The sequence below is a fragment of the Xanthobacter sp. YC-JY1 genome, assembly GCF_021730305.1.
Taxonomy (GTDB): Bacteria; Pseudomonadota; Alphaproteobacteria; order Rhizobiales; family Xanthobacteraceae; genus Xanthobacter; species Xanthobacter flavus.
Genome location: NZ_CP032674.1, coordinates 4,036,327 through 4,057,456, shown reverse-complemented (window position 1 = coordinate 4,057,456; position 21,130 = coordinate 4,036,327). Strand labels below are relative to the sequence as shown.

General features: G+C 69.1%; 21 protein-coding genes. 15 read left to right on the top strand and 6 right to left on the bottom strand.

From position 1 onward, the window contains the following. Positions 1-111 precede the first annotated feature (111 nt). Together D7006_RS19005 and D7006_RS19000 are read left to right on the top strand one after the other, a co-directional pair. Positions 112-1,449 (top strand): MFS transporter, encoded by a 1,338-nt coding sequence (locus D7006_RS19005; RefSeq protein WP_237354148.1) that lies wholly within the window; start codon positions 112-114, stop codon positions 1,447-1,449. A 239-nt stretch (positions 1,450-1,688) separates the two neighbouring features. Then, a complete protein-coding gene (locus D7006_RS19000) occupies positions 1,689-1,865 on the top strand; it encodes a hypothetical protein (protein WP_156026234.1) in 177 nt (58 codons plus the stop codon). A 54-nt stretch (positions 1,866-1,919) separates the two neighbouring features. Here D7006_RS19000 and fae read toward each other — a convergent pair whose 3' ends face one another. Together fae and D7006_RS18990 are read right to left on the bottom strand one after the other, a co-directional pair. Further along, on the bottom strand, positions 1,920-2,429 hold the full coding sequence (gene fae / locus D7006_RS18995) for a formaldehyde-activating enzyme (protein ID WP_237354147.1): 510 nt from the start codon (positions 2,427-2,429) through the stop codon (positions 1,920-1,922). A gap of 46 nt (positions 2,430-2,475) precedes the next feature. Further along, entirely contained in the window at positions 2,476-3,723 is a 1,248-nt protein-coding gene (locus tag D7006_RS18990) for a glycoside hydrolase family 2 TIM barrel-domain containing protein (RefSeq protein ID WP_237354146.1), read from the bottom strand. Positions 3,724-3,917: 194 nt separating this feature from the next. Between D7006_RS18990 and D7006_RS18985 the strand changes: the two genes are divergently transcribed. From D7006_RS18985 to D7006_RS18970, 4 genes are all read left to right on the top strand, one after another. Continuing rightward, positions 3,918-4,838, top strand: coding sequence for a metallophosphoesterase (locus tag D7006_RS18985; RefSeq protein ID WP_237354145.1), 921 nt, complete (start codon positions 3,918-3,920; stop codon positions 4,836-4,838). A gap of 154 nt (positions 4,839-4,992) precedes the next feature. After that, the gene (locus tag D7006_RS18980; RefSeq protein ID WP_237354144.1) at positions 4,993-5,529 is read left to right on the top strand and encodes a Spy/CpxP family protein refolding chaperone; all 537 of its coding nucleotides are present in this window, start codon (positions 4,993-4,995) and stop codon (positions 5,527-5,529) included. 201 nt (positions 5,530-5,730) lie between these two features. Then, a complete protein-coding gene (locus D7006_RS18975) occupies positions 5,731-6,981 on the top strand; it encodes an MFS transporter (RefSeq protein ID WP_237354143.1) in 1,251 nt (416 codons plus the stop codon). Positions 6,982-7,123: 142 nt separating this feature from the next. Further along, positions 7,124-7,588: a hypothetical protein gene (locus D7006_RS18970; protein WP_229645685.1), complete on the top strand. Its 465-nt coding sequence runs from the start codon at positions 7,124-7,126 to the stop codon at positions 7,586-7,588. 10 nt (positions 7,589-7,598) lie between these two features. Here D7006_RS18970 and D7006_RS18965 read toward each other — a convergent pair whose 3' ends face one another. Beyond that, positions 7,599-8,513: a LysR family transcriptional regulator gene (locus tag D7006_RS18965; RefSeq protein WP_237354142.1), complete on the bottom strand. Its 915-nt coding sequence runs from the start codon at positions 8,511-8,513 to the stop codon at positions 7,599-7,601. A 122-nt stretch (positions 8,514-8,635) separates the two neighbouring features. Between D7006_RS18965 and D7006_RS18960 the strand changes: the two genes are divergently transcribed. Continuing rightward, the gene (locus tag D7006_RS18960; RefSeq protein WP_229645687.1) at positions 8,636-9,064 is read left to right on the top strand and encodes a DoxX family protein; all 429 of its coding nucleotides are present in this window, start codon (positions 8,636-8,638) and stop codon (positions 9,062-9,064) included. 67 nt (positions 9,065-9,131) lie between these two features. On the opposite strand, the gene D7006_RS18955 is transcribed toward D7006_RS18960, so the two are convergent. Further along, positions 9,132-10,139, bottom strand: a complete 1,008-nt coding sequence (locus D7006_RS18955; RefSeq protein WP_237354141.1) for a polyprenyl synthetase family protein — start codon at positions 10,137-10,139, stop codon at positions 9,132-9,134. A 125-nt stretch (positions 10,140-10,264) separates the two neighbouring features. On the opposite strand from D7006_RS18955, the gene D7006_RS18950 reads away from it, so the two are divergent. The 7 genes from D7006_RS18950 to D7006_RS18920 all read left to right on the top strand — a co-directional run bounded on the left by D7006_RS18950 (position 10,265) and on the right by D7006_RS18920 (position 17,832). Continuing rightward, on the top strand, positions 10,265-10,492 hold the full coding sequence (locus D7006_RS18950) for a DUF2007 domain-containing protein (RefSeq protein ID WP_169124101.1): 228 nt from the start codon (positions 10,265-10,267) through the stop codon (positions 10,490-10,492). Beyond that, positions 10,482-11,240, top strand: coding sequence for a tRNA1(Val) (adenine(37)-N6)-methyltransferase (locus D7006_RS18945; RefSeq protein WP_237354140.1), 759 nt, complete (start codon positions 10,482-10,484; stop codon positions 11,238-11,240). The genes D7006_RS18950 and D7006_RS18945 overlap by 11 nt, the downstream gene beginning before the upstream one ends. A 78-nt stretch (positions 11,241-11,318) precedes the next feature. Then, positions 11,319-12,212, top strand: a complete 894-nt coding sequence (locus tag D7006_RS18940; protein ID WP_237354139.1) for a S49 family peptidase — start codon at positions 11,319-11,321, stop codon at positions 12,210-12,212. Between the two features lie 103 nt (positions 12,213-12,315). Continuing rightward, entirely contained in the window at positions 12,316-13,980 is a 1,665-nt protein-coding gene (locus tag D7006_RS18935; protein ID WP_237354138.1) for an NAD+ synthase, read from the top strand. A gap of 73 nt (positions 13,981-14,053) precedes the next feature. Next, the gene (locus D7006_RS18930; protein WP_237354137.1) at positions 14,054-14,638 is read left to right on the top strand and encodes a TetR/AcrR family transcriptional regulator; all 585 of its coding nucleotides are present in this window, start codon (positions 14,054-14,056) and stop codon (positions 14,636-14,638) included. A gap of 17 nt (positions 14,639-14,655) precedes the next feature. Beyond that, complete coding sequence (locus tag D7006_RS18925; RefSeq protein ID WP_169124097.1) at positions 14,656-14,943, top strand: YciI family protein; 288 nt, start codon at positions 14,656-14,658, stop codon at positions 14,941-14,943. 135 nt (positions 14,944-15,078) lie between these two features. Further along, positions 15,079-17,832, top strand: a complete 2,754-nt coding sequence (locus tag D7006_RS18920) for a DUF2339 domain-containing protein (protein ID WP_237354136.1) — start codon at positions 15,079-15,081, stop codon at positions 17,830-17,832. A gap of 57 nt (positions 17,833-17,889) precedes the next feature. On the opposite strand, the gene D7006_RS18915 is transcribed toward D7006_RS18920, so the two are convergent. Together D7006_RS18915 and D7006_RS18910 are read right to left on the bottom strand one after the other, a co-directional pair. Next, positions 17,890-18,213 (bottom strand): YnfA family protein, encoded by a 324-nt coding sequence (locus D7006_RS18915; protein WP_237356951.1) that lies wholly within the window; start codon positions 18,211-18,213, stop codon positions 17,890-17,892. A 34-nt stretch (positions 18,214-18,247) separates the two neighbouring features. Beyond that, the gene (locus D7006_RS18910) at positions 18,248-19,117 is read right to left on the bottom strand and encodes a 4-(cytidine 5'-diphospho)-2-C-methyl-D-erythritol kinase (protein WP_237354135.1); all 870 of its coding nucleotides are present in this window, start codon (positions 19,115-19,117) and stop codon (positions 18,248-18,250) included. A gap of 178 nt (positions 19,118-19,295) precedes the next feature. Between D7006_RS18910 and D7006_RS18905 the strand changes: the two genes are divergently transcribed. Next, positions 19,296-21,035: a tetratricopeptide repeat protein gene (locus D7006_RS18905; protein ID WP_237354134.1), complete on the top strand. Its 1,740-nt coding sequence runs from the start codon at positions 19,296-19,298 to the stop codon at positions 21,033-21,035. The last annotated feature ends 95 nt before the right edge of the window (positions 21,036-21,130 follow it).

Here is a 21,130-nt window from a genome sequence, read left to right as displayed (position 1 = left end):
CGTCAACATGACGAAAGTCAAACGGGCGCAAGGGGCCGCCCGGCCTGCGGGCGGTTGACGCCCGTCCCGCCCGCCGCCACAAACCGCGCAACGACGGGGGAGGGGTGCGTGGTGGCGGAGAGGCAGACGGTGGAGGCGCGCGCCTTCGCCAAGGCGGTCCGGCGGCTGATCCCGCTGATGATGGTGCTCTATGTGGTCAGCTTCCTCGACCGCGTGAATGTCGGGTTCGCGGCGCTGACCATGAATGCCGACCTCGGCTTCTCGCCGGAGGTCTATGGCTGGGGCGCCGGCATCTTCTTCCTCGGCTATTTCCTGTTCGAGGTGCCGAGCAACCTGGTGATGCAGAAGGTCGGCGCGCGGCTGTGGATCTGCCGCATCATGGTCACCTGGGGCCTGATCTCGGCGGCGACCGCCTTCGTGACGGGCGCGACCGGCTTCTTCATCGCCCGCTTCCTGCTCGGCGCCGCCGAGGCCGGCTTCCTGCCGGGCATGATCCTCTATCTCGGCTACTGGTTCCCGCTTTCGGTGCGGGCGCGCTACGTGGCGCTGTTCATGGCGGCGGTGCCGATCTCCAGCGCGCTCGGGGCGCCCTTGTCGGCCTGGATTCTCGACACGCACGGCCTGCTCGGCCTCGCCGGCTGGCAGTGGCTGTTCATCATCGAGGGCCTGCCGGCGGTGGCGCTCGGCCTCGTGGTGCTCGCCATGCTGCCCGATGGCCCCGAGAAGGCCCGCTGGCTGACGGCCGAGGAGAAGGCGGCCATCGCCGCGCGGCTCGAGGCCGACCATCTCTCCCATGATGCGGCGCACCAGGCCGCCCATCCCGCCGGCACGCACGAGTCCTGGCTGCCGGCCTTGAAGGACACGCGGGTCGTCGTGCTCTGCCTCGTCTATCTCGGCCTCGTGGTGGGGCTCTACGGCATCGGCCTGTGGCTGCCGCAGATCGTGCGCGCCATGGGCTATTCCACCCACGAGGTGGGGCTGATCCTCATCATCCCCTATGCGCTGAGCGCCCTCGCCATGCTCGCCGTGGGCCAGCACAGCGACCGGCGCGGCGAACGGGTGCTGCATGTGGCGGTCCCGGCCATCGCGGCAGCGGCGGGGCTCGCCGCCAGCGTGGTCGCGCCCACGCACATGGCGGCCATCGCCGCCATCTCGCTTGCTTCCATGGGCATCTATGCGGCGCTCGGGCCGTTCTGGTCGGTGCCGCCGCAATTCCTGCGCGGCACGGCGGCGGCGGCCGGCATCGCACTCATCAACTCGGTGGGCAATCTCGGCGGCTTCGCCGGTCCCTATCTCGTTGGTTTCGTGCGGGAGGCGACCGGCCGCTTCGACGTCGGCTTCATGGCGCTGGCGGCCATCGTGCTGGCCGCGGGGGGGCTGGTGCTCGTTTTTCGGGCACAGCTTGGCCCTTCGCTGCAGTGCAATGAGGCTGAGGCAAGAAAAATTTAGCCAGCATCGTCTCCGCCTGATGAAGAGGTGAAGCTTTTCTGCTTTACTCTCAGTCCAAATGACCGCCGGACAGTCGGCGGCGCGGGAGGAACATCGTGGCATTTCAAGCGAAGGGTCGGTCGCGCCCGCCCTCTGCGGGCCCTGCGGGGGGCCCTCTGGGGCAGTTGACAGCACACAGCCAGCTGGCCGCGCAAAGCATGGCGGCTCGGGACGCAGGTGCGCGGGAGCGTGCCTCGGTCATGATCGTGGCCATGGCCTGCTCGTTCTCGGGCCTGCTGGTGGGGCTCTGCCTCGCCGCAGCGCACTGGCCCGGTCTGGCCTTCATGGCCGGCGCCGCGATCGCCGGCACCGGCGCTTGGTTTGCGCGTGGCCTCTCCCTCGATCTGTCGAATGAGAGCGGGGACGGCGCGCAATAGCGCGTCCCGCGGTCAGTCTACTGCCAGGGGATGACGCGCCGTTTCGCGGCGCGGTTAATCTACGGCCAAGGGATGACGCGCCGTTTCACGGCGCGTCATGGCCTCCACCGGGCTCGGCGTTCCGCTGATCGCCCGCGAGATGGCGAGGCGAGTGGCCTCGTGGTTGAAGGCCTGGATGCGCGCATCGTCGCTGGCATCCCAGTGGATGAACACCCCCACGCAGATGAAGATGTCGTCGGCCTCCTCCACGGGAATGGTGCCGTCCGCCACGCAATCCGCCACCGCTTTGGCGACGGCATATTGCGCCGGCCCGAACATCTGCACCGCCTGCCGGGCATCCTTGATGGTCACCTTGTTGAAGAGGACGGTGGCGGGCTTCACCATCAGGTTGGGTTCGACCACGGCGAGTAAGCCGGTGAAGCCGTCCTTGTTGTTGGTGAGGGCGTTGACGAAGGCGATCTCGGCGGAAGAGCCGCGCGGCCCCATGATGAGGTCGATGTGCGCCACCTCGTTGCCGTCGCCCACCAGGGCCTCTCCCACCAGAAGACGGTCGATCCTGGGCATGAAATCCTCCGGAAAATGCTGTGCTGAAAAGGCGTGATGAAAAACGCTACTGAATCTCGAAAGGGATGTTGCCGGTGGCCGCCGCGCCGCGCCCGTCGCGCAGGGTGACGAACACGCGGTAGCGCCCGGGCGGCAGGCCGAAGATGCGCACGCCGGTGGGGGCGGGATCGTGCAGGCCCTCGGGAAAGCTCGGCGGCACCGGCTCGGGATCGCCGCCGACGCTGCGGGCAGTGGTCTCCGTCATGATCTGCCATTCGGCCTTCAGCGGGTCGCCATCGGGATCGGTGGCGGAGAGGCGCACCAGGGTCTGTCCGTCGGTGGAGAATCGGGAGGGTCCGACGAGGGAGAGGGCGAGGATGCGCGGCGCCCGGTTGGGGCCGCCGGGCACCTTCCCGCCCCACAAATCGGCCATCACCTCCACCGTTTCGGTCCATTCGCCGGTGGGCAGCAGCAGCGAATACCAGGAGGGCGTGACCTCCTGCTTCTGCCCCCACAAAAAGGGCATGGCGCCGACGCCCGCCTGCTTCGCCCCCATCAGATAGCGCCGCACGCGGGTCGCCTTCTCCGAGGAGGTCGGCTCCATGGGCGCGCCCCACGCCGCCTTCGGGGCGTCCCAATGGCCCTGCGCGCCGAGCTCGGTGAGGATGATGGGGCCGGTCCAGCCCTGCGCCCGCGCCCGGCCGGCGGTGGTGAGCAGGCCGTCGCCATAGCCGTTGATGCCGAGCACGTCGATGTCCGGCGCGTTGCGCTTCAGGATGGCGGCCTTGTCCTGTCCCACTTCGGCGAGCACCGCCATGGTCGGGTGCTGGCTGTCCAGCGTCTTCACCAGCCGCGCGGCCTCCTGGATGGCCGGCCACACGGCTTGCGCCTCCTCCGGCGACAGCTCGACCTCCACCTCGTTGCCGATGCCCCACATGAGCAGTGCCGGATGGGTGCGATAGCGCTCCACCATGTGGCGCAGGGCCTCCAGCTGCGCCGTCACCGCCCCCCGGTCGGCGTAGTTGAAGCCGAGGCGGGGATGGGCGAGCCAGAAGCCGACGATCACCTTGAGCCCCGCCCGCTGCGCCGCGTCCAGTATCTCGCCCGGCTCCTGCCCGTAGGTGCGGATGGTGTTGGCGCCCAGCGCCTTCAGATCGGGAAAGCGCGTCTCGCCGCTGGCGCCGAGGGGGATGAAGGGCTTGCCGTCCACCAGGATCTCGGTTCCGCGCACCGCCACCTGGGAGGCATGAGCCTGCCGCAGGAGGGCAGGGGAAAGCGCGAGCGCAAGCAGAAGGAGGACGAAAACGTGACGCACGGACTTCACTCGCGATTGGCCTGAGGACATCGATGCATTGCAGCATGCAGCGTGCGGGATGGCTTCGGCAACATCAACCCGGCGCAGCCGGTGCGCCTTGCCGCATCGCAAACAGGGAACCGCGGCGGGTGCGGCGCGATCTGCTATAAGCGCCGCGTTCCCGCCGCACGTCTCGCCGCACCAAGGTCCCGCCCATGCCCGTGATCGCCCACCTTTCCGACCCGCATCTCGGCCCCATCCCGGAGGCGCGCATCTCCGAGCTTCTGGGCAAGCGCTTCTTCGGGATGATGAACTGGATCGGCGCGCGGCGGCGCAATTTCGGCGCATCCACGCTGGCGCCGCTCACGGAAGACCTCCTCGCCCAGCAGCCGGACCACATCTGCGTCACCGGCGACCTCGTGAATGTGAGCCTGCCGGCCGAGTTCGACACCGGCGCCACCTTCCTTGCCTCCCTCGGGGAGCCCGACAAGGTGAGCGTCGTGCCGGGCAACCATGACGCCTATGTGCGCTCGGCCATGCACTATCATCTGGAGCATTGGGCGCCCTTCCTCGCCGGAGACGACAGCCATCCTCACACGCCGGTGGACGTGGATTCCTTCCCCTACGTCCGGCGGCGGGGCGAGGTGGCGATCGTGGGCGTCTCGACCGCGATCCCCACGGCCGTGTTCCTCGCCAGCGGCAAGGCGGGGCGGGCGCAGCTCGGCCGGCTGTCCGCGCTGCTGGAGCGGCTGAAGGCGGAGGGGCTGTTCCGGGTGGTGATGATCCATCATCCGCCCGTCGGCGAGCGCCCCTTCCACCGCGACCTGCGCGATGCGGAGGAGGTGAGGGCGGTTCTCGCACAGGCAGGGGCCGAGCTGGTGCTGCATGGGCACGACCATCGCGCTTCCCTGGGTTACATCCCGTCAGCGGCCGGCCGCATCCCCGTGGTGGGCGTGCCCTCCGCCTCGGCCGGGCCGCAGGATGAGCGCGGTGCCGGCGGCTATTGTCTCTACCGGATCTCCGGCGGACCCGGCGCATGGCGCTGCGAAATGGAACGGCGCGGATATTCCCGGACTACGGAAGGAGTTTCGAGCCTGGAAACCAAAGTACTTGCCGAACAGGACGGAGTTGCCTGAAAGTCGTGGCGAAATTCGGGTATTGTTGGGGGTGGGGTCACACGAAAAATCTATTTGCAACAAGTTGTATCAAGATGTCTATTACCGAAGTTTAAGTTGCCGGACGTGGGTTTGGGGACGATGCTTCCTTCGTCCCTGAAGGAGGGCCCACGAAATGAAACGCGCTCTTTTCGCCGCAACCGCCGCTGCGCTGATCGCCGGTTCCGCGGCCACCTATGCCGCGAACACCCCTGCCGCGGGGGATGCGCCGCACCGCTGGCAGCCGACCGCCGAGGATCGCGCCATCCTCACCGACGCCCGCATCGTCGCCCTCAAGACCGCGCTGAAGCTCACGCCTGACCAGGAGAAGCTGTGGCCGGGCGTGGAGCAGACGCTGAAGTCCGTGGCGAAGGAGGCGGCCCAGCGCCGCGAGCAGATGGCCGCTGACCGCAAGGCCGCCCGCGAGGCGCGCCAGGCCGGCACGCCCGTCGATCCCATCGCCCGGATGCGCTCCGCCGCCGACCGCATGGACGCCCGCGCCGCCGACCTGCGCAAGATCGCCGATGCGGCTGACCCGCTCTACAAGACCCTCGACACGGCGCAGAAGCAGCGCCTGAACATGGTGCTGCACCAGCAGTTCCGCGGCATGGGGGGCGGCTGGCATAATGGCCCGCACGGCGGCCCCAATGCGGATGGCCCGCGTCGCGGCTGACCTGAGGGGCTTCAGCAGACAAAGCGGGGCGGCTGCGGCTGCCCCGCTTTTGCGTTTGTCTCGGAGGTAGCCTGCGGCCGATCCATGAGAGTGGCTCATGGACCCGTTGACGATTATTGATTTTCCAAAGGACGAGGCCTGCTCGTAGAATGGGGCCAACATGCACCGCCTGGGTGCATCCCCCAACGCGAGACGACCCCCATGTCCGCCCCGTCCTCCCCGCCTGCGGCTTCCGGCCGGAGCGGCGCCGCCGTTCCTGCCATCCTCATCCTCATCGCCGGCTCGGCGGTGGCGCTGCTGACCTTCGGGCCGCGCTCCGTCTTCGGGCTGTTCCTGCTGCCCATGTCGCAGGAGTTCGGCTGGGGCCGCGACGTGTTCGGCTTCGCCGTCGCCATCCAGAACCTTCTATGGGGCGTGGGCTCGCCCTTTGCGGGCGCGCTGGCTGATCGCTTCGGCACGGTACGGGTGCTGTGCTGCGGCGCGCTGATCTATGCCGCCGGCCTCGCGCTGATGGCCTATGCGACGACGCCCGGCCTGCTGCACCTGTCCGCTGGCGTTCTCATCGGCTTCGGCCTCTCCGCCGCCTCGTTCAACCTCGTGCTCGCGGCCTTCGGCAAGCTCCTGCCGAACGAGTGGAAGTCCATCGGCTTCGGCCTCGCCACCGCGGCCGGATCGTTCGGCCAGTTCCTGTTCCCGCCGCTGACACGCGGGCTGATGGACACCATCGGCTGGCATGAGACCCTGCTCGTGTTCGGCGCCTCGCTGCTCATCGTGCTGCCCTTCTCGCTGGCGCTGTCCACCCGCGCGGCGGCACCGTCCGCGGCCAGCGTCGCGCAGGCGCCGCAGCAGACCATCGGCGCGGCGCTGAGCGAGGCGCTGAGGCATCCGAGCTACGTGCTGCTGGTGCTCGGTTTCTTCACCTGCGGCTTCCAGCTCGCCTTCGTCACCGTGCACATGCCGGCCTTCCTGGTGGACAAGGGCATGAGCCTGTCGGTGGGCGCCTACACGCTGGCGCTGATCGGACTATTCAACATCCTCGGCTCGCTGACTGCCGGCTACCTGTCCAACCGCATGTCGCGCAAGGTGCTGCTGTCGGTCATCTATGCCGGGCGGGGCATCGCCATCGCGGTGTTCGTGATGTCGCCGATCACGGCCACGAGCTGCTACGTGTTCGGCGCCGCCATGGGCTTCCTGTGGCTCTCCACCGTGCCGCCGACCTCGGGCCTCGTGATGCTCATGTTCGGCACGCGCTACATGGCCATGCTCTATGGCTTCGCCTTCTTCTCCCATCAGGTGGGCGGCTTCCTCGGCGTCTATCTCGGCGGCGAGATCTACGAGGCGACCAAGAGCTACGATTGGCTGTGGTGGCTCTCCGTCGCGCTGTCCTTTGCCTCCGCGGCCATCAATCTGCCCATAAGGGAACGTCCTGTTCATCGGCCGGTAACCGTATGAGCGCGACTCTCAGAGCACGGTGCCGGAAGATTCGGCATCGTGCGCACGGCACCGGTGTTCGCTAGCTGTTCCTGCTCTTGACAATAACCGGTGGTGTCTGCGCAACGTGAACAAAGATCAAACGGATAATCGCGAACAAGCCATGCGCAGCATTGTCGTCGCGGCCTTGGGCTTTGCCGCACTCCTTCCGGCCGCCTTGGCGTCGGCGCCCGCCGCCGCCCAGCAGCTCTCCGCCGATCAGGCCCGCGAGTTCGTGGTCGGCCGCACCTTCTCGTTCACGTGCTTCGAGGGTTCCAAGGGCGCCGGGCGCGTCTATGCCGACGGCTCCGTCGCCGGCATGATCACCCTGCGCGACGCGCCGCCGCGCTTTGTGCGTCTGCCGCCCAACACGCTGCGCGTGCGCGGCGAGAATGTCTGCGGCTTCGTGAAGGGCATGACCTTCGAGCCCTGCTTCGATCTGGTGAAGACCGGGCAGAACTCCTTCCGGGGCTCGCTCTCAGGCATCCAGACCATGTGGTGCGAATTCGTCGGCACCAGCGGCGACGGCCAGCAGGTGGCCTCGCGCCGCTCCAAGTCCAAGCGCACCACGGAAGCTTCCGCGGACTGAGCGTTGCCCGTCAGCCCGCGGCCGCCGCGGGCTGGTCCTCGATGCCTTCGATCCGCCCCCTGAGCTTGCCGATCTCCCGGCCCGCATGCTCCATGAAGGTCCGCACGCGCGCGGTGGCCTTGATGTCGGGATGGGTGAGCAGCCACAGCCCTGATTCCAGCTCGCTCTGCCGTCCCATCAGCTGGACGAGGCCGGGCGTGACCGCGGCGATGAAGCAGGGCAGCAGCGCCAGTCCGATGCCCGCTGCCGCCGCCTCTGCAAGGCCGAGCACGGTATTCACCCGATAGATGATCTTCTCCTCGCCCACCCGCTCGCGCAGCCATTTGGCGGGCTTGATGGCGCCGAGATTGTCGGAGAAGCCGATCCAGTCGTGACGCCGCAGGTCCGCCGGGTCGAGCGGGCCGGATATGTCCTGCGTGGCGCTGCCATAGATGCCCCAGGCGATGGAAGCCATGCGCCGCCCCACCAGCGTGTCGCCCGGCCGGTCGCTGGCGCGGATGGCGACGTCGGCGTCGCGCTTCGACAGGCTGAGCGACTGGTTGGAGATCACCACGTCGAGGCGAATCTCCGGATAGGCCGCGCGGAACGAGGCGAAGATGGGCGTGAGCATGTGCACCAACAGCGTATCGTTGGTGGTCACGCGCAGTTCGCCGGAGGGGCGCAGGTCCTGTCCCGTGATGCGGCGCTCCACCGCCAGCACCTCGTCCGCCATGTGCTCGGCGAGGCGCACCATCTCCTCGCCCATGGGGGTCGGCACATAGCCCGCCCGCGCCCGCTCGAACAGCCGGGCGCCCAATTGCTGCTCGAGCGTGCCGAGCCGGCGGAAGACGGTGGAGTGGTTGACCGCCAGCTGTTCGGCGGCGCCGGCCAGGGAGCCGGTCTCGGCAATGGCCCGGACCAGGCGGAAATCGTCCCACGGGATCATGGAGCGGCGACCCTCAGAAAAGTGCTTTGCGTGAATGCAAACGTGATCTGGTTTTGGTGAGTATGGCCGTGCGCCGAAGCGAAAGCTAGATGTGGTGCCACCTCAAACCGGAGTTCACTCCCATGGTTGACACCCGCACCGCCCCCTACGGCCTCTTCATCCTGCGCCTCGCGCTCGGCATCATGTGGCTCTCGCACGGCCTGATGAAGATCTTCGTCTTCACCGTCCCCGGCTTTGCCGGCTTCCTGTCCAGCAAGATGGGCGTGCCCGGCGCCCTCGCCATCCCCTTCATCGCCGTGGAAATCGTCGGCGGCCTGCTGCTTATCGGCGGCGTCTATGCCCGGCAGGTGGCCATCCTGCTGATCCCGATGATGCTCGGCGCGCTCAGCTATCACCTGCCCAACGGCTGGGTCTTCTCCGCGCCCGGCGGCGGCTGGGAATATCCCGCCTTCCTCGTTGTGGGCCAGATCGTGCTGGCGCTGGCCGGCGAAGGCGCCTTCGCGGTGAAGCCCGCCGCGCTCATCCCGGGCCGTCGCACCGCCATCGCCTGATCTTAAGGCCCCAACAAAAAGGCCGGCTCCGCCAGGAGCCGGCCTTTTCGCGTCTATGGTCCGTGCCTCAGTGGGCGCGCGAAAGGCAGAAGTCCACGGCCTCCATCAGCGCCGCCTTGGCGGGGCCGGCGGGAAAGAGCGCGAGGGCGTCCTTGGCGATGGCGCCGTAATGGCGGGCGCGCTCCACCGTGTCGGCGATGGCGCGATGCTTGGTCATCAGGCCGATGGCCTGATCGAGGTCCGCGTGGCTCGCCTCGCTGTTTTCCAGGCACCTCTGCCAGAAGGCCCGTTCCTTCTCGTCGCCGCGACGGAAGGCGAGCAGTACCGGCAGGGTGATCTTCCCCTCCCGAAAATCGTCGCCCACATTCTTGCCGAGCTTGGCCTGGGAGCCACCATAGTCGAGCGCATCGTCCACCAGCTGGAAGGCGATGCCGAGATTCATGCCGTAGGAGCGGCAAGCGGCCTGCTCGGCCTTCGGCCGCTGGGCAAGAACGGCCCCCACCTCGCAGGCGGCGGCGAACAGCTCGGCGGTCTTGCCACGGATGACGGCGAGATAGTCGTCCTCGGACGTGGCGGTGTTCTTGGCGGCGGCGAGCTGCATCACCTCGCCCTCGGCGATGACGCAGGCGGCGGTGGAGAGGATGTCGAGGCAGGTCATGGAGCCCACCTCCACCATCATCTTGAACGCCTGGCCGAGCAGGAAGTCGCCCACCAGCACGCTCGCCTCGTTGCCCCATAGCTTGCGGGCGGCGAGCTTGCCGCGGCGCATGTCGCTCTCGTCCACCACGTCGTCGTGGAGGAGGGTGGCGGTGTGCATGAACTCCACGGAGGCGGCGAGCTTCACATGGCCTTCGCCCCGATAGCCGGCCAGCGCGGCGCAGGCCAGCGTCAGCATGGGCCGCAGACGCTTGCCGCCGGAGGAGATGAGGTGGTTCGCCACCTCGGGAATCATGGCCACGTCGGAGCCGGTCCGCGCCAGGATGACGGTGTTGACGCGCTCCATGTCCGCCTTCACCAAGGCGACCAGCGCCTCGAGCGACGGCTCGTTGGGCTCGAACGGAAGGACGACGGCCAAGAAACGCTCCCGCTTGTCAATCTTTGGGGCGCACCATAGGGATGCGGACGGGTTCCGTGCAAGCTTTGGCAGATCGCCTTTGGTTGCACCGGGTGCGCCGGTCGCCGCAATCGGAGGTCTGTACGATGCAGGAGATGGTGCGGACCAACGATCTTGTGCTGCTCGGCGCCATCGAGGCGCTGCTGACATCGGCCGATATTGGTCACATGGTCGCGGATGCCCATATGAGCGTTCTGGAAGGCTCCATCGGGGTTTTTCCGCGCCGCCTGCTGGTTGTGGACGAGGATGTGTCGCGCGCCCGCCGCCTGCTGACGGAGGCGGGATTCGGTGCGGCCCTGCGCGATGCCGACTGAGGTCACCGCCATTTCCACCGACAGCGTGCTCGGCGGGAAGTTGACGCTGCGGCAGATGATGTCCGGCCACCGTGTGGGTCACGATGCCCTGCTGCTCGCCGCCTTCGCGCCGGCGGATCGGCGCGCGGCGGTGGATCTCGGGGCGGGGGTGGGCAGCGCCGGCCTCGCCTTCCTCGCCCGCGTCCCGGACGCGCGCGCCACGCTGGTGGAGATTGATCCCACCCTCGCCGCGCTGGCGGCCAGCAATGTCGCACTCAACGGTTTCGAGACGCGGGCGCAGGTGGTGAAGGCGGACGTGGCCACCCTCGGGCGGCCTGCGGGGCCGGATGTGCCCGGGAAGGGCGCCGCCGACCTGGTGCTCTCCAATCCGCCATTCAACGCCGACGCCCGCCACCGCATATCTCCCGATGAGGCCCGCGCCCGCGCGCACATGGCGGATGCCGACCTCCTCGCCCAATGGGTGCGCGCAGCCGACCGCTGCCTCGGCGCGAAGGGCGTGCTCTGCCTCATCCACCGGCCGGAGGCACTGGCCGACATTCTCGCCGCGCTGGCGAAGGGGTTCGGCGCCGTCGAGATCCTTCCCGTCCATCCGCGCCCGGATAGGCCGGCGGTGCGGCTGCTGGTGCGGGCGGTGAAGGGGCGGCGCACGCCGCCCGTCCTCCTGCCCGGCCTTGTGCTCGCAGGCGCGGACGGCGCACCGACGCCCGAGGCCGAGGCGGTCCTGCGCCACGCCGGCGCTTTGCGCTGACGCGTCGGGGCGCGGTCGTTGCGGAGAAAGGCGCCTTGAGGGCGCGGCCTTTGCGTGGAAAGGCGCCTTGAGGGCGCCATGGGGACGCCCTACATCTTGGGCATGGTCGAATTTCTTTCCTCCCTGTCGCGCCGCGCTCGCGGTCTCCTTCCCAGAAAATGGCGCTCGGATGCGCCCGTGGTGCCGGTGGTGCGGCTTTCCGGCCCCATCGGCATGACCTCGCCCTTCTCGCGCAGCATGTCGCTCGCCAGCACGGCGCAGGCGCTGGAGAAGGCCTTCGGCATGAAGGACGCGCCCGCCGTGGCGCTGCTCATCAATTCGCCGGGCGGGTCGCCGGTGCAGTCCCATCTCATCTTCCGGCGCATCCGCGCGCTGGCGGAGGAGAAGGAGAAGCATGTCTTCGCCTTTGTGGAGGATGCGGCGGCGTCCGGCGGCTACATGATCGCCTGCGCGGCGGACGAGATATTCGCCGATCCCTGCTCCATCGTCGGCTCCATCGGCGTGGTCACGGCGGGCTTCGGCTTCGACCGGGCCATCGAGAAGCTGGGCATCGAGCGGCGCGTCTATACGGCCGGCGAGCGCAAGGTGACGCTGGACCCCTTCCGCCCCACCCAGCCCGAGGACGTGGAGCGGCTCGACCAGCTGCTGAAGGAACTGCACACGGTGTTCGCCGACCTCGTGAAGTCGCGCCGCGGCGATGCGCTGGTGGGGGATGACGAGGCGCTGTTCTCCGGCGAGTTCTGGCTGGGCACGCAGGCCGTGGGCCTAGGCCTCGTGGATGGCCTCGGCGACGTGCGCGGCATTCTGAAGGCCCGCTACGGGACCGACGTGACGCTGAAGCTGGTGCAGGGATCCACGGGCTTCCTGCCGAGGCGTCCCACGGGCTTTGCCGGCGGGCTCGCCCGCGAAGCCGCGCTGGGCGCGGCTGCAGCGGTTGAGGAACGCGCCATGTGGAGCCGCCTGGGGCTGTAGCCGTCGTCTGAGCGAGAGGCTGGTTGCCGATTGATCAGGCAGAACGGGCGCATGCCCGTTTCTTGCCCTTTCGCCTTGTGCGGGGCGGGGTTACATCCGAGGAATGACCGAGCCCGCCGACACCCTTCTCATCGCCATCGCCCAGCTCAACCCCACGGTCGGCGATGTTTTCGGCAATCTCGCCATCGCCCGACGCACCCGGCAGACCGCCGGTGAGGCGGGTGCGGACCTCGTGGTCTTTCCCGAGCTCTTCATCGCCGGTTATCCGGCCGAGGATCTGGTGCTGAAGCCGGCCTTCCTCGCGGCCTGCCAGGAGGCAGTGGAGGCGCTGGCGGCGGAGACCGCCACCGGCCCGGCGGTGCTCATCGGCGCCCCGTGGGTGGAGGAGGGGCGGCTCTTCAACTCCGTGCTGCTGCTGGAGGAGGGGAAGATCTCCGCCGTGCGGCACAAGGTGGACCTGCCCAATTACGGCGTGTTCGACGAGAAGCGCGTGTTCGCCGCCGGTCCGCTGCCGGGGCCGATCCCGTTCAAGGGCGTGCGGCTCGGCGTGCCCATCTGCGAGGACATCTGGGGGCCGGACGTGGTGGAATGCCTCGCCGAGACGGGCGCGGAAATCCTCATCGTTCCCAACGGCTCGCCCTATCGCCGCTCGGTCCATGCGGAGCGCGAGAACATCGCTGTCGCCCGCGTGGTGGAGAGCCACCTGCCGCTGCTCTATGTGAACCAGGTGGGCGGGCAGGACGAACTGGTGTTCGACGGCGCCTCCTTCGTCCTCAACGCCGACCGCTTCCCCGCCTTGCAGTTCCCCGGCTTCGTCGAGCGCGTGCGCCTCTCGCGCTGGCAGCGCTTCGAGGACACCTGGCGCTGCCTCGGCGGCAATCTCGTGGAGGCCATGGAGGGTGACGAGGCCGACTATGCCGCCTGCGTCGTCGGCCTCAGGGACTATGTGAACAAGAATGGCTTCCCCGGCGTGGTGCTGGGCCTCTCCGGCGGCATCGATTCCGCTCTGTGCGCGGCCATGGCGGTGGATGCGCTGGGGCGGGAGCGGGTGCGCTGCCTGATGCTGCCCTATCGCTTCACGTCGGAAGACAGCCTCAAGGATGCCGACGCCGTGGCCGGGGCGCTGGGCGTCAGCTACGAGGTCGTGCCCATCGCCCCCGCCGTGGAGGGGCTGGAAGCAGTGCTGGCGCCGCTGTTCGCGGGCACCGAGCGCGACGTGACGGAGGAGAACCTGCAGGCGCGCGTGCGCGGCACGTTGCTCATGTCCGTCTCCAACAAGTTCGGCGCCATGGTGGTGACCACCGGCAACAAGTCCGAGATGTCCACCGGCTATGCCACGCTCTATGGCGACATGAACGGCGGCTTCAACCCCATCAAGGATCTGTACAAGACCGAGGTGCTGCGCCTCGCCCGCCTGCGCAACCGCTGGAAGCCGGCGGAGGCGCTGGGGCCGGACGGCATCGTCATTCCCGAGGCCCTCATCGCCAAGCCACCGAGCGCGGAACTGCGCGCCGACCAGAAGGACGAGGACGCGCTGCCGCCCTATCCGCTGCTCGACACCATTCTCGCCCGGCTGGTGGAGGGGGAAAGCGCGCTGGACGAGATCATCGCCGAAGGCTTCGACGCCGCAACGGTCGCCCGGGTGGCGCGGCTGCTGGCCGGCGCCGAATACAAGCGCCGGCAGGCCGCGCCCGGGGTCAAGGTGACGGGCCGCAGCTTCGGCCGCGACCGCCGCTATCCCATCACCAACCGCTTCCGCGAGGCATAGGACGGCGCCCTTGACGCGCCTAGGTCAATCGTCCTAAATCTTGGATTAGGACACTTGACCTAGGCGATCTTCCATGCCTGCGAGCGACACGCGCGCCGCCATCGTCGAGGCGGCGGACCGGCTGTTCTATGAGAACGGCTTCGCCTCCACCTCCTTCGCCGACATTGCCGCGGCGGTGAAGCTGTCGCGGGGCAATTTCTATTATCATTTCAAGAGCAAGGACGAGATCCTCGCGGCCGTGATCGCGCTGCGGCTGGAGCGCACCCGGCAGATGCTGGAGCGATGGGAGGCGGAGGGCGCGGATTCCGAAGGGCGCATCCTGAGCTTCATCGACATCCTCATAGCCAATCGCGCCAAGATCATGCGCTTCGGCTGTCCGGTGGGCACGCTCTGCAACGAACTGGCGAAGCTCGACCATGCCGCGGGCGCCGACGCCGCCCGGCTCTTCACCCTGTTCCGCGACTGGCTCGCCCGCCAGTTCCGTGCCCTCGGGCACAGCGAGGACGAGGCCGCCCGCCTCGCCATGCACCTCCTCGCCCGCAGCCAGGGTGTGGCGACCCTCGCCAGTTCCATCGGCGACGAGGCCTTCATCGACGCCGAGGTTACTGAGATGCGCGGCTTCGTCGCCGCCCATCGCCGTCCCGCCGCCCACGCCTGAACAGACAAGGGGAAACCATGTTCGTCGTCCTGCTACGCTTCGCCGCCAACCGTGCCGCCGCCCCGCGCCTGATGGACGGGCACAATGCCTGGCTCCGGAAGGGTTTTGACGAGGGAAGCTTCCTGCTCGCCGGCGGCATCGAGCCCAAGGCCGGCGGCGCCATCCTCGCCACCGCCGCCTCCCGGGCCGAGGTGGAGGCGCGGGTCGCGGAAGATCCGTTCGTTGCCGAGGGCGTGGTGGCGGCGGAGATCATCGAGATCGCGCCGGGCCGCACGGACCCGCGGCTTTCCTTCCTCGCCGCGTGAGGGATGGAGGCGCCATCCTACCGCCGCCGTTTCGGCTGCAATTTTTCTTTTCCTTGTGAGCACTTAGCCGGAGGTGTCTAGCCACGCGGCGGCGCTGACGTTACGGTTGCGCGGGGCACAACCGGGCTGGTCGCGATGGATGAGTGGGCGCTTCTTGTTCTGGTGGTCCTCGCCTTTCCGGTGATGGCCCTCGTGGGCTTCATCATGGCGCTGCGCAGCCGGGGGCGCATCCGCCTGCTGGAGGCGCGGGTCGCGGCACTCGAGGCCCATGCGGGGCTTGCGCCGGCCGCCGCCTCGCCGGCATGGACCCCCCTGCCGCCGGCCGAGATGCCGCAGCCGAAGGAAAGCCCGCTGGCGCGGCTCGCCCGGCCGCCCGAGCCTCCGGCGCCAGTTGCTCCCGCCGACGAGGGTGGCGCATCGCCCGCTGTCCCGCATGCGCGCCTGCAACCAGAATCGACGCAGAAGGTCGTTCCGCCTCCCCCTGCCATTGATGCTGCCAAGCTCAAGGAGCGGCTGGCCGGCTTCGAGGAAAAGGTCGGCGCGCGCTGGGCGGTGTGGGTCGGCGGCCTCGCTTTGGCGCTGGGTGGCGTGTTCCTGGTGCGTTTCGCGGTGGAGCAGGATCTGATCGGGCCGGGCTTGCGGGTCAGCCTCGGCCTGCTGCTGGCGCTGGTGCTGCTCGGTGCGGGCGAATGGCTGCGCCGTCGTGAGGGCAAGGACCCCGCCGCGCCCATCACCAACCTGCGCGGGCTGGTGCCGGACGTGCCGAGCATCCTCACCGCCGCCGGCACCATGACCGCCTTCGGCAGCATCTTCGCGGCCTATGAGCTCTACCACCTCATTCCGCCGCAGGCCGCCTTCCTGCTGCTCGCCGCCACCGGTGTCGCCACCCTGCTGGCGGCCCTGCTGCACGGGCCGGCGCTGGGCGCGCTCGGTTTCGTCGGTGCGGCACTGACGCCCTTCCTCGTCACCACCAGTTCGCCCAACGCCTGGGGCGTGGCGCTGCTCATTGCCGTGGTCGGGGCGAGCGCGCTGGGCGTGGCACGCATCCGGCGCTGGAGGGGGCTCGCGCTCCTCGCCATTGCCGGCATGGTGGCCTGGGGCCTCACCCTCATCGCCTTCGAGGTGCCGCAGGCGGTGACCGCCTCCGGCGCACTCGGTCTCGTGCTGCTGGCACTCACCGCTGCGCTTCTGGCGCCGGGCTTCCTGTGGGGGCCGGAGGCGGGCGAGCGGCCGGAGCCGGTCTCCATCCTCGGTGCCGTTGGCGCGCTTGCCGTCACCGCCGCCGCAGCGGTGGACGGGAATGTCGCCGCCGGGCCGCTGGCGGTGTTCGTCGTCGGTGCGGTCGGCGTGCTCGCGCTGGCGTGGCGGGTGCGGCCGATGACCTTCGCGACCTTCGCGGTGGCGCTGTTGGCCCCGGCCATCCTCACCCAATGGGTGTTCCCGCCCGATGCCGGCTCCACCCTTGCGCCCGCCGGCCCCATGGCCGGTGCGGTGGCCGAGCCGGAGCGTCTCTCCATCGGCCATTTCATGGTATTCGCCTTCGCCATGGGTGCGCTGATGCTGTCCGCCGGGGCGCTGGGGGCCGGACGGGGGGGACGCAGCCGCACGGTGCTCGGCTGGGCGGTGACGGGTACGGTCGGCCCGGTGCTGATGCTGATCGCCGCCTATGCGCGGCTCACGGAGCTGGAGCGCAGCCTGCCCTTTGCGGCGCTGGCGCTGGCGCTCGCCTTCCTCTTCACCCTCGGCGCCGAACGGCTTCTGAAGGGCGCGCGCACCCATGCGGCCACCGTGTTCGCCGCCGCGGGCGTGGTGAGCCTGTCGCTGGCGCTTACCTTCGCGCTGGAGAAGGGCTGGCTCACGGTGAGCCTCGCGCTCGCCGCCTGCGGCGTCGCCTGGGTCTCCACCGTCCGCCCGCTGCCGGGGCTGCGGCAGTTTTCGGCGGCCCTCGGCGTCGTCGTGCTCTCGCGCATCATCTGGCTGCCCACCATCGCCACCGATCCGGGCGCGACGCCCATCTTCAACTGGCTGCTGTGGGGCTATGGCGTGCCGGCGCTCGCCTTTGCCGGTGCGGCCTACTTCCTCGCCAAGAGCAAAGACGACTGGGCGCGGCGGGTGCATGAGTGCCTCGCCCTCATCTTCGCCATGCTGCTGGCGGCGACCGAAGTGCGCCACCTCGCCCATGGCGGTGACATCTATGCGGTCGGCACCCGGCTGTTCGAAACCGGCCTGCTGGCGGTGGTCTATGGCGCCTATGCGGTGGGCCTCTCGCGCCTCGCCAACGTCACCGGACGCGGCTTCTACCGGCTGTTCTCGGACATCGTGGCGGCAGCGGCGACCGTCTGCGCCCTCAACGGCCTCATCGAGACCAATCCGTTCGCGACGGGCGAGGCGGTCGGCGGGCCGATCTTCAACGATCTCCTCATCGCCTATGCCCTGCCCGCCGGCCTCGCCGTGGCCTTCGCGGCCGGCCAGCCTGAGACCCGCCCCAAGGTGCGGACGGCGGCGCGGGCGATCGCCGGGGTGCTGGCCCTCGCTTATGTCACGCTGGAGGTGAGCCGCCTGTTCCAGGGGCCGGTGCTCTCGGGCGAGGCCATCTCCTCCGCCGAATGGTATGCGTGGTCGGCGGCGTGGCTGGTGTTCGGCATGGTGCTGCTGGCCCTCGGCCTGTGGCGCGGCTCGCGCAGCCTGCGCCTCGCCTCGGCGGCGGTGATGGTGGCCACCGTGCTGAAGGTTTTCCTCTCCGACATGGCGGATTTGGAAGGTGTGCTGCGCGCCGTGTCCTTCATCGGCCTCGGGCTGGTGCTGGTGGCCATGGGCTGGGTCTATCAGCGCCTGCTGGCGCGGGAGAAGAGCCGGCCGGCAGCGCCGGAGGCGCCGCCTCCGGCGTGATGCGTTGCCTGGCTCAAGCGCCGCGCGGGCTTTGACCCGCGCCCGTATCGCGCCCCTTCACCCGCGCGGGCCGAGCACGATCACCGCCGCTCCGGCGAGGCAGAGCAGCGCGCCGGCCGCGTCCCAGCGGTCCGGCCGCACGCCCTCGACGCTCCACAGCCACGCCAGCGAGGCGATGATGTAGATGCCGCCATAAGCGGCGAACGCCCGCCCCGCAGCCTCCGAGTCCACAAAGGTCAGGGCCCAGGCAAAGGCTGCGAGGCTCAAGAGCCCCGCCAGCAGCCACAGCGGCGTCACCCCGTGGCGCACCACCTGCCAGAAGGCGAAGCACCCGGCGATCTCGCAGAAGGCGGCGACCCCGAAGGCGATGAGCGTCGACAACGGCAGCGCCATGGTTTTCACCCTCTCCGAACGGTCACCGCAGAATGGTGGGCTTCACCCACCAGTCCGGCTCCGCGGCAAGCACCCGCCGTGCCAGCGCCGCGGCGGCCCGGCAATCGTCCGTCAAGGCAAACACCGTGGCGCCCGAGCCGGACATGCGCACCAGCCGCGCCTCCGGCTGGGCCGCAAGGCGGTCGATGACCTCGGCGATCTTCGGCGCCACGGCCACGGCCGGCGGCTCCAGATCGTTGGGCACGGCGGCGATGGCGGCCACCAGCTCCGCACGGCCAGCGGGCAGGACGGCGGGAAGGGACGGCCCGTTGAACGCCGCGCCTGGCAAAAGGCCAAGCTGGCGGAACACGGCGGCGGTCGGCACCGCCACCCCGCAATTCACCAGCACCCCGGCGAGCGGCGGCAAAGCAAGCGGCGGGGAGAGCATGTCGCCGACCCCTTCCATCAACCGCGCGCGCGGATCGAGGCACACCGGCACGTCGGACCCCGTGGCGCGAGCTGCGGCGAACAGGCGCGGGTCATCGGGGGCAAGGCCGTTGAGGCGGCCCAGCAGGCGCAGTGCCGCTGCGGCATCGGACGAGCCGCCGCCGAGCCCCGCCGCCACCGGCAACCGCTTCTCCAGAAGGAACGCGCCGAGCTGCGCCCCCGGCACTTCGGCGGAAAAGGCGCGCGCGGCACGCAGCACCAGATTGTCCGCATCCGGCCCTGCTGCCGCCGCGGTACGCCCTTTCACGGTCAGCGAGAGCGCGGCATCGGGCGTGAGCGAGAGGAGATCCGCAGCGCCGGAAAAGACCACGAGACTCGCGAGATCGTGAAACCCATCCGTGCGCCGTCCGATGATGCGCAAGGTCAGGTTGATCTTCGCCGGAGCGCGCGTCCGCAAGGTTTCCATGGGGCGGCTTATGCCGCGCCGCACACGCCGCCGCAACCGGCCCTTGGGAACACCGGTGATTCATGACTCCCACGTAACTTGCGGTGCCACAGGAAAGCCGCCATCCTCACGCCATCTCGCCCCGCTTGGATTTCGCGCGACAACGCCCGCAGGGCCCGGCTTTCAGGACAGATCATCGGTGACGACACGACGCTCCACCTTCTCCGCGGCCCTGGCGGCCGGCCTTGCTGCGGTGCTCACTCTGTCGCCGGGTCTCGCCCGGGCCGAGGCTGTGCCTGATTTCGATACCTCGCTCGCGGGCAACTACCTCGCCGCCCGGCTGGCCAGCACCGAGCGCGACCAGGACGCCGCCGTCGTCTATCTGCGCAACCTGATGAAGCTCGATGCGCGCAACGAGGAGATCCTGGAGCGGACCTTCTTCGCGATGCTCATGGACGGCCAGATCGACGACGCGATGAAGCTCGCCGACCGTCTGGTGAAGATCGACCGCACCCATCGCGTCGCCCGTCTCGCGCTCGCCGTGCGCTCCATCAAGAAGGGCCACTACCAGACCGCCCGCACCAACCTCGCGCTTTCGGTGCGCGGTCCCATCGGCGATCTCACCGCCACTTTGCTCGCTGCCTGGACCTTCTTCGGCTCCGGGAACACCAAGGGCGCGGTGGAGCTGATCGACCGCTTGGACGGGCCCGACTGGTACGCGCCCATGAAGGAGCTGCACGCCGGCCTCATCCTCGACGCGGCCGGGCAGAAGAAGGAGGCCGGGCGCCGGCTGGAGGCGGCCATGAAGGCCGATCCCGGCTCCCTGCGCGCCATCGATGCCTATGCCCGCTGGGCCTCGCGCAACGACAATACCGAGGCGGCGCTCGCCGCCTATGCCGCGTTCGACAAGCAACTGCCGAACCACCCCATCGTGCTCGCGGCCATCAAGGAACTGAAGGCCGGAAAGCAGCTGCCGCCACTGGTGAAGACCGCGCAGGAGGGCTCCTCCGAGGTGCTCTATGGCCTGGGCGCGACGCTCGGGCGGCAGGGGGGCGAGGATCTCGCCCTCGTCTATCTCCAGCTCGCCATCTGGCTCTATCCCGAGCACCCCTTCGCCAGCCTGACGCTGGCCGACCTCTACGAGCAGCTGAAGCAGCCGGCGAAGGCCATCGAGGTCTACGAGACCGTGCCCGATTCCTCGCCCCTGAAGCGCAACGCCCAGGTGCAGCTGGCGGTCAACCTGGACGCGACGGACCACTACAAGGAAGCCCGCGCCCAGCTGGAGAAGATGATCGCGGCCGACCCCAAGGACATCGAGGCCATCATCGCGCTCGGCAAGATCCAGCAGACGCGCAAGATGTTCTCCGAGTGCGCGGGCACCTATTCCAAGGCCATCGCCCTCATTCCCCAGCCCGCGCGCGGCAACTGGGCCCTGTTCTACTTCCGCGGCGTGTGCAACGAGCGCTCGAAGAACTGGCCGGCCGCCGAGGCCGACCTGAAGAAGGCGCTGGAGCTCAATCCGGACCAGCCCCACGTGCTGAACTATCTCGGCTATTCGTGGGTGGACCAGGGCACCAACCTGGATCAGGGCCTCGACATGATCCGCAAGGCGGCCAAGCTGCGGCCTGATGACGGTCCCATCGTCGACAGCCTCGGCTGGGCCTATTACCGCCTCGGCCGCTATGACGACGCCGTGGTGCAGCTGGAGCGCGCCATCGAGCTTATGCCGCAGGACCCGGTCATCAACGACCACCTGGGCGACGCCTACTGGAAGGTGGGGCGCAAGCTTGAGGCGGGCTTCCAGTGGAACCACGCCCGCGACCTGAAGCCCGAGCCGGATGATCTCGCCAAGATTGTGCAGAAGATCAACAAGGGGCTCGATTCGGTCGACCAGCCGGCTCCGGTCCGCAAGGCCGAGGAGCAGCAGAAAGGCGGCTGAGGCCGCCTGAAGCTCCCCAAAATGGCGCTGCGTGGCCTCCCGGAGCGCAAAAGCAAGGCAATTTTGCCTCGGCCCGCGCTTTTCAGCCGCGGGCC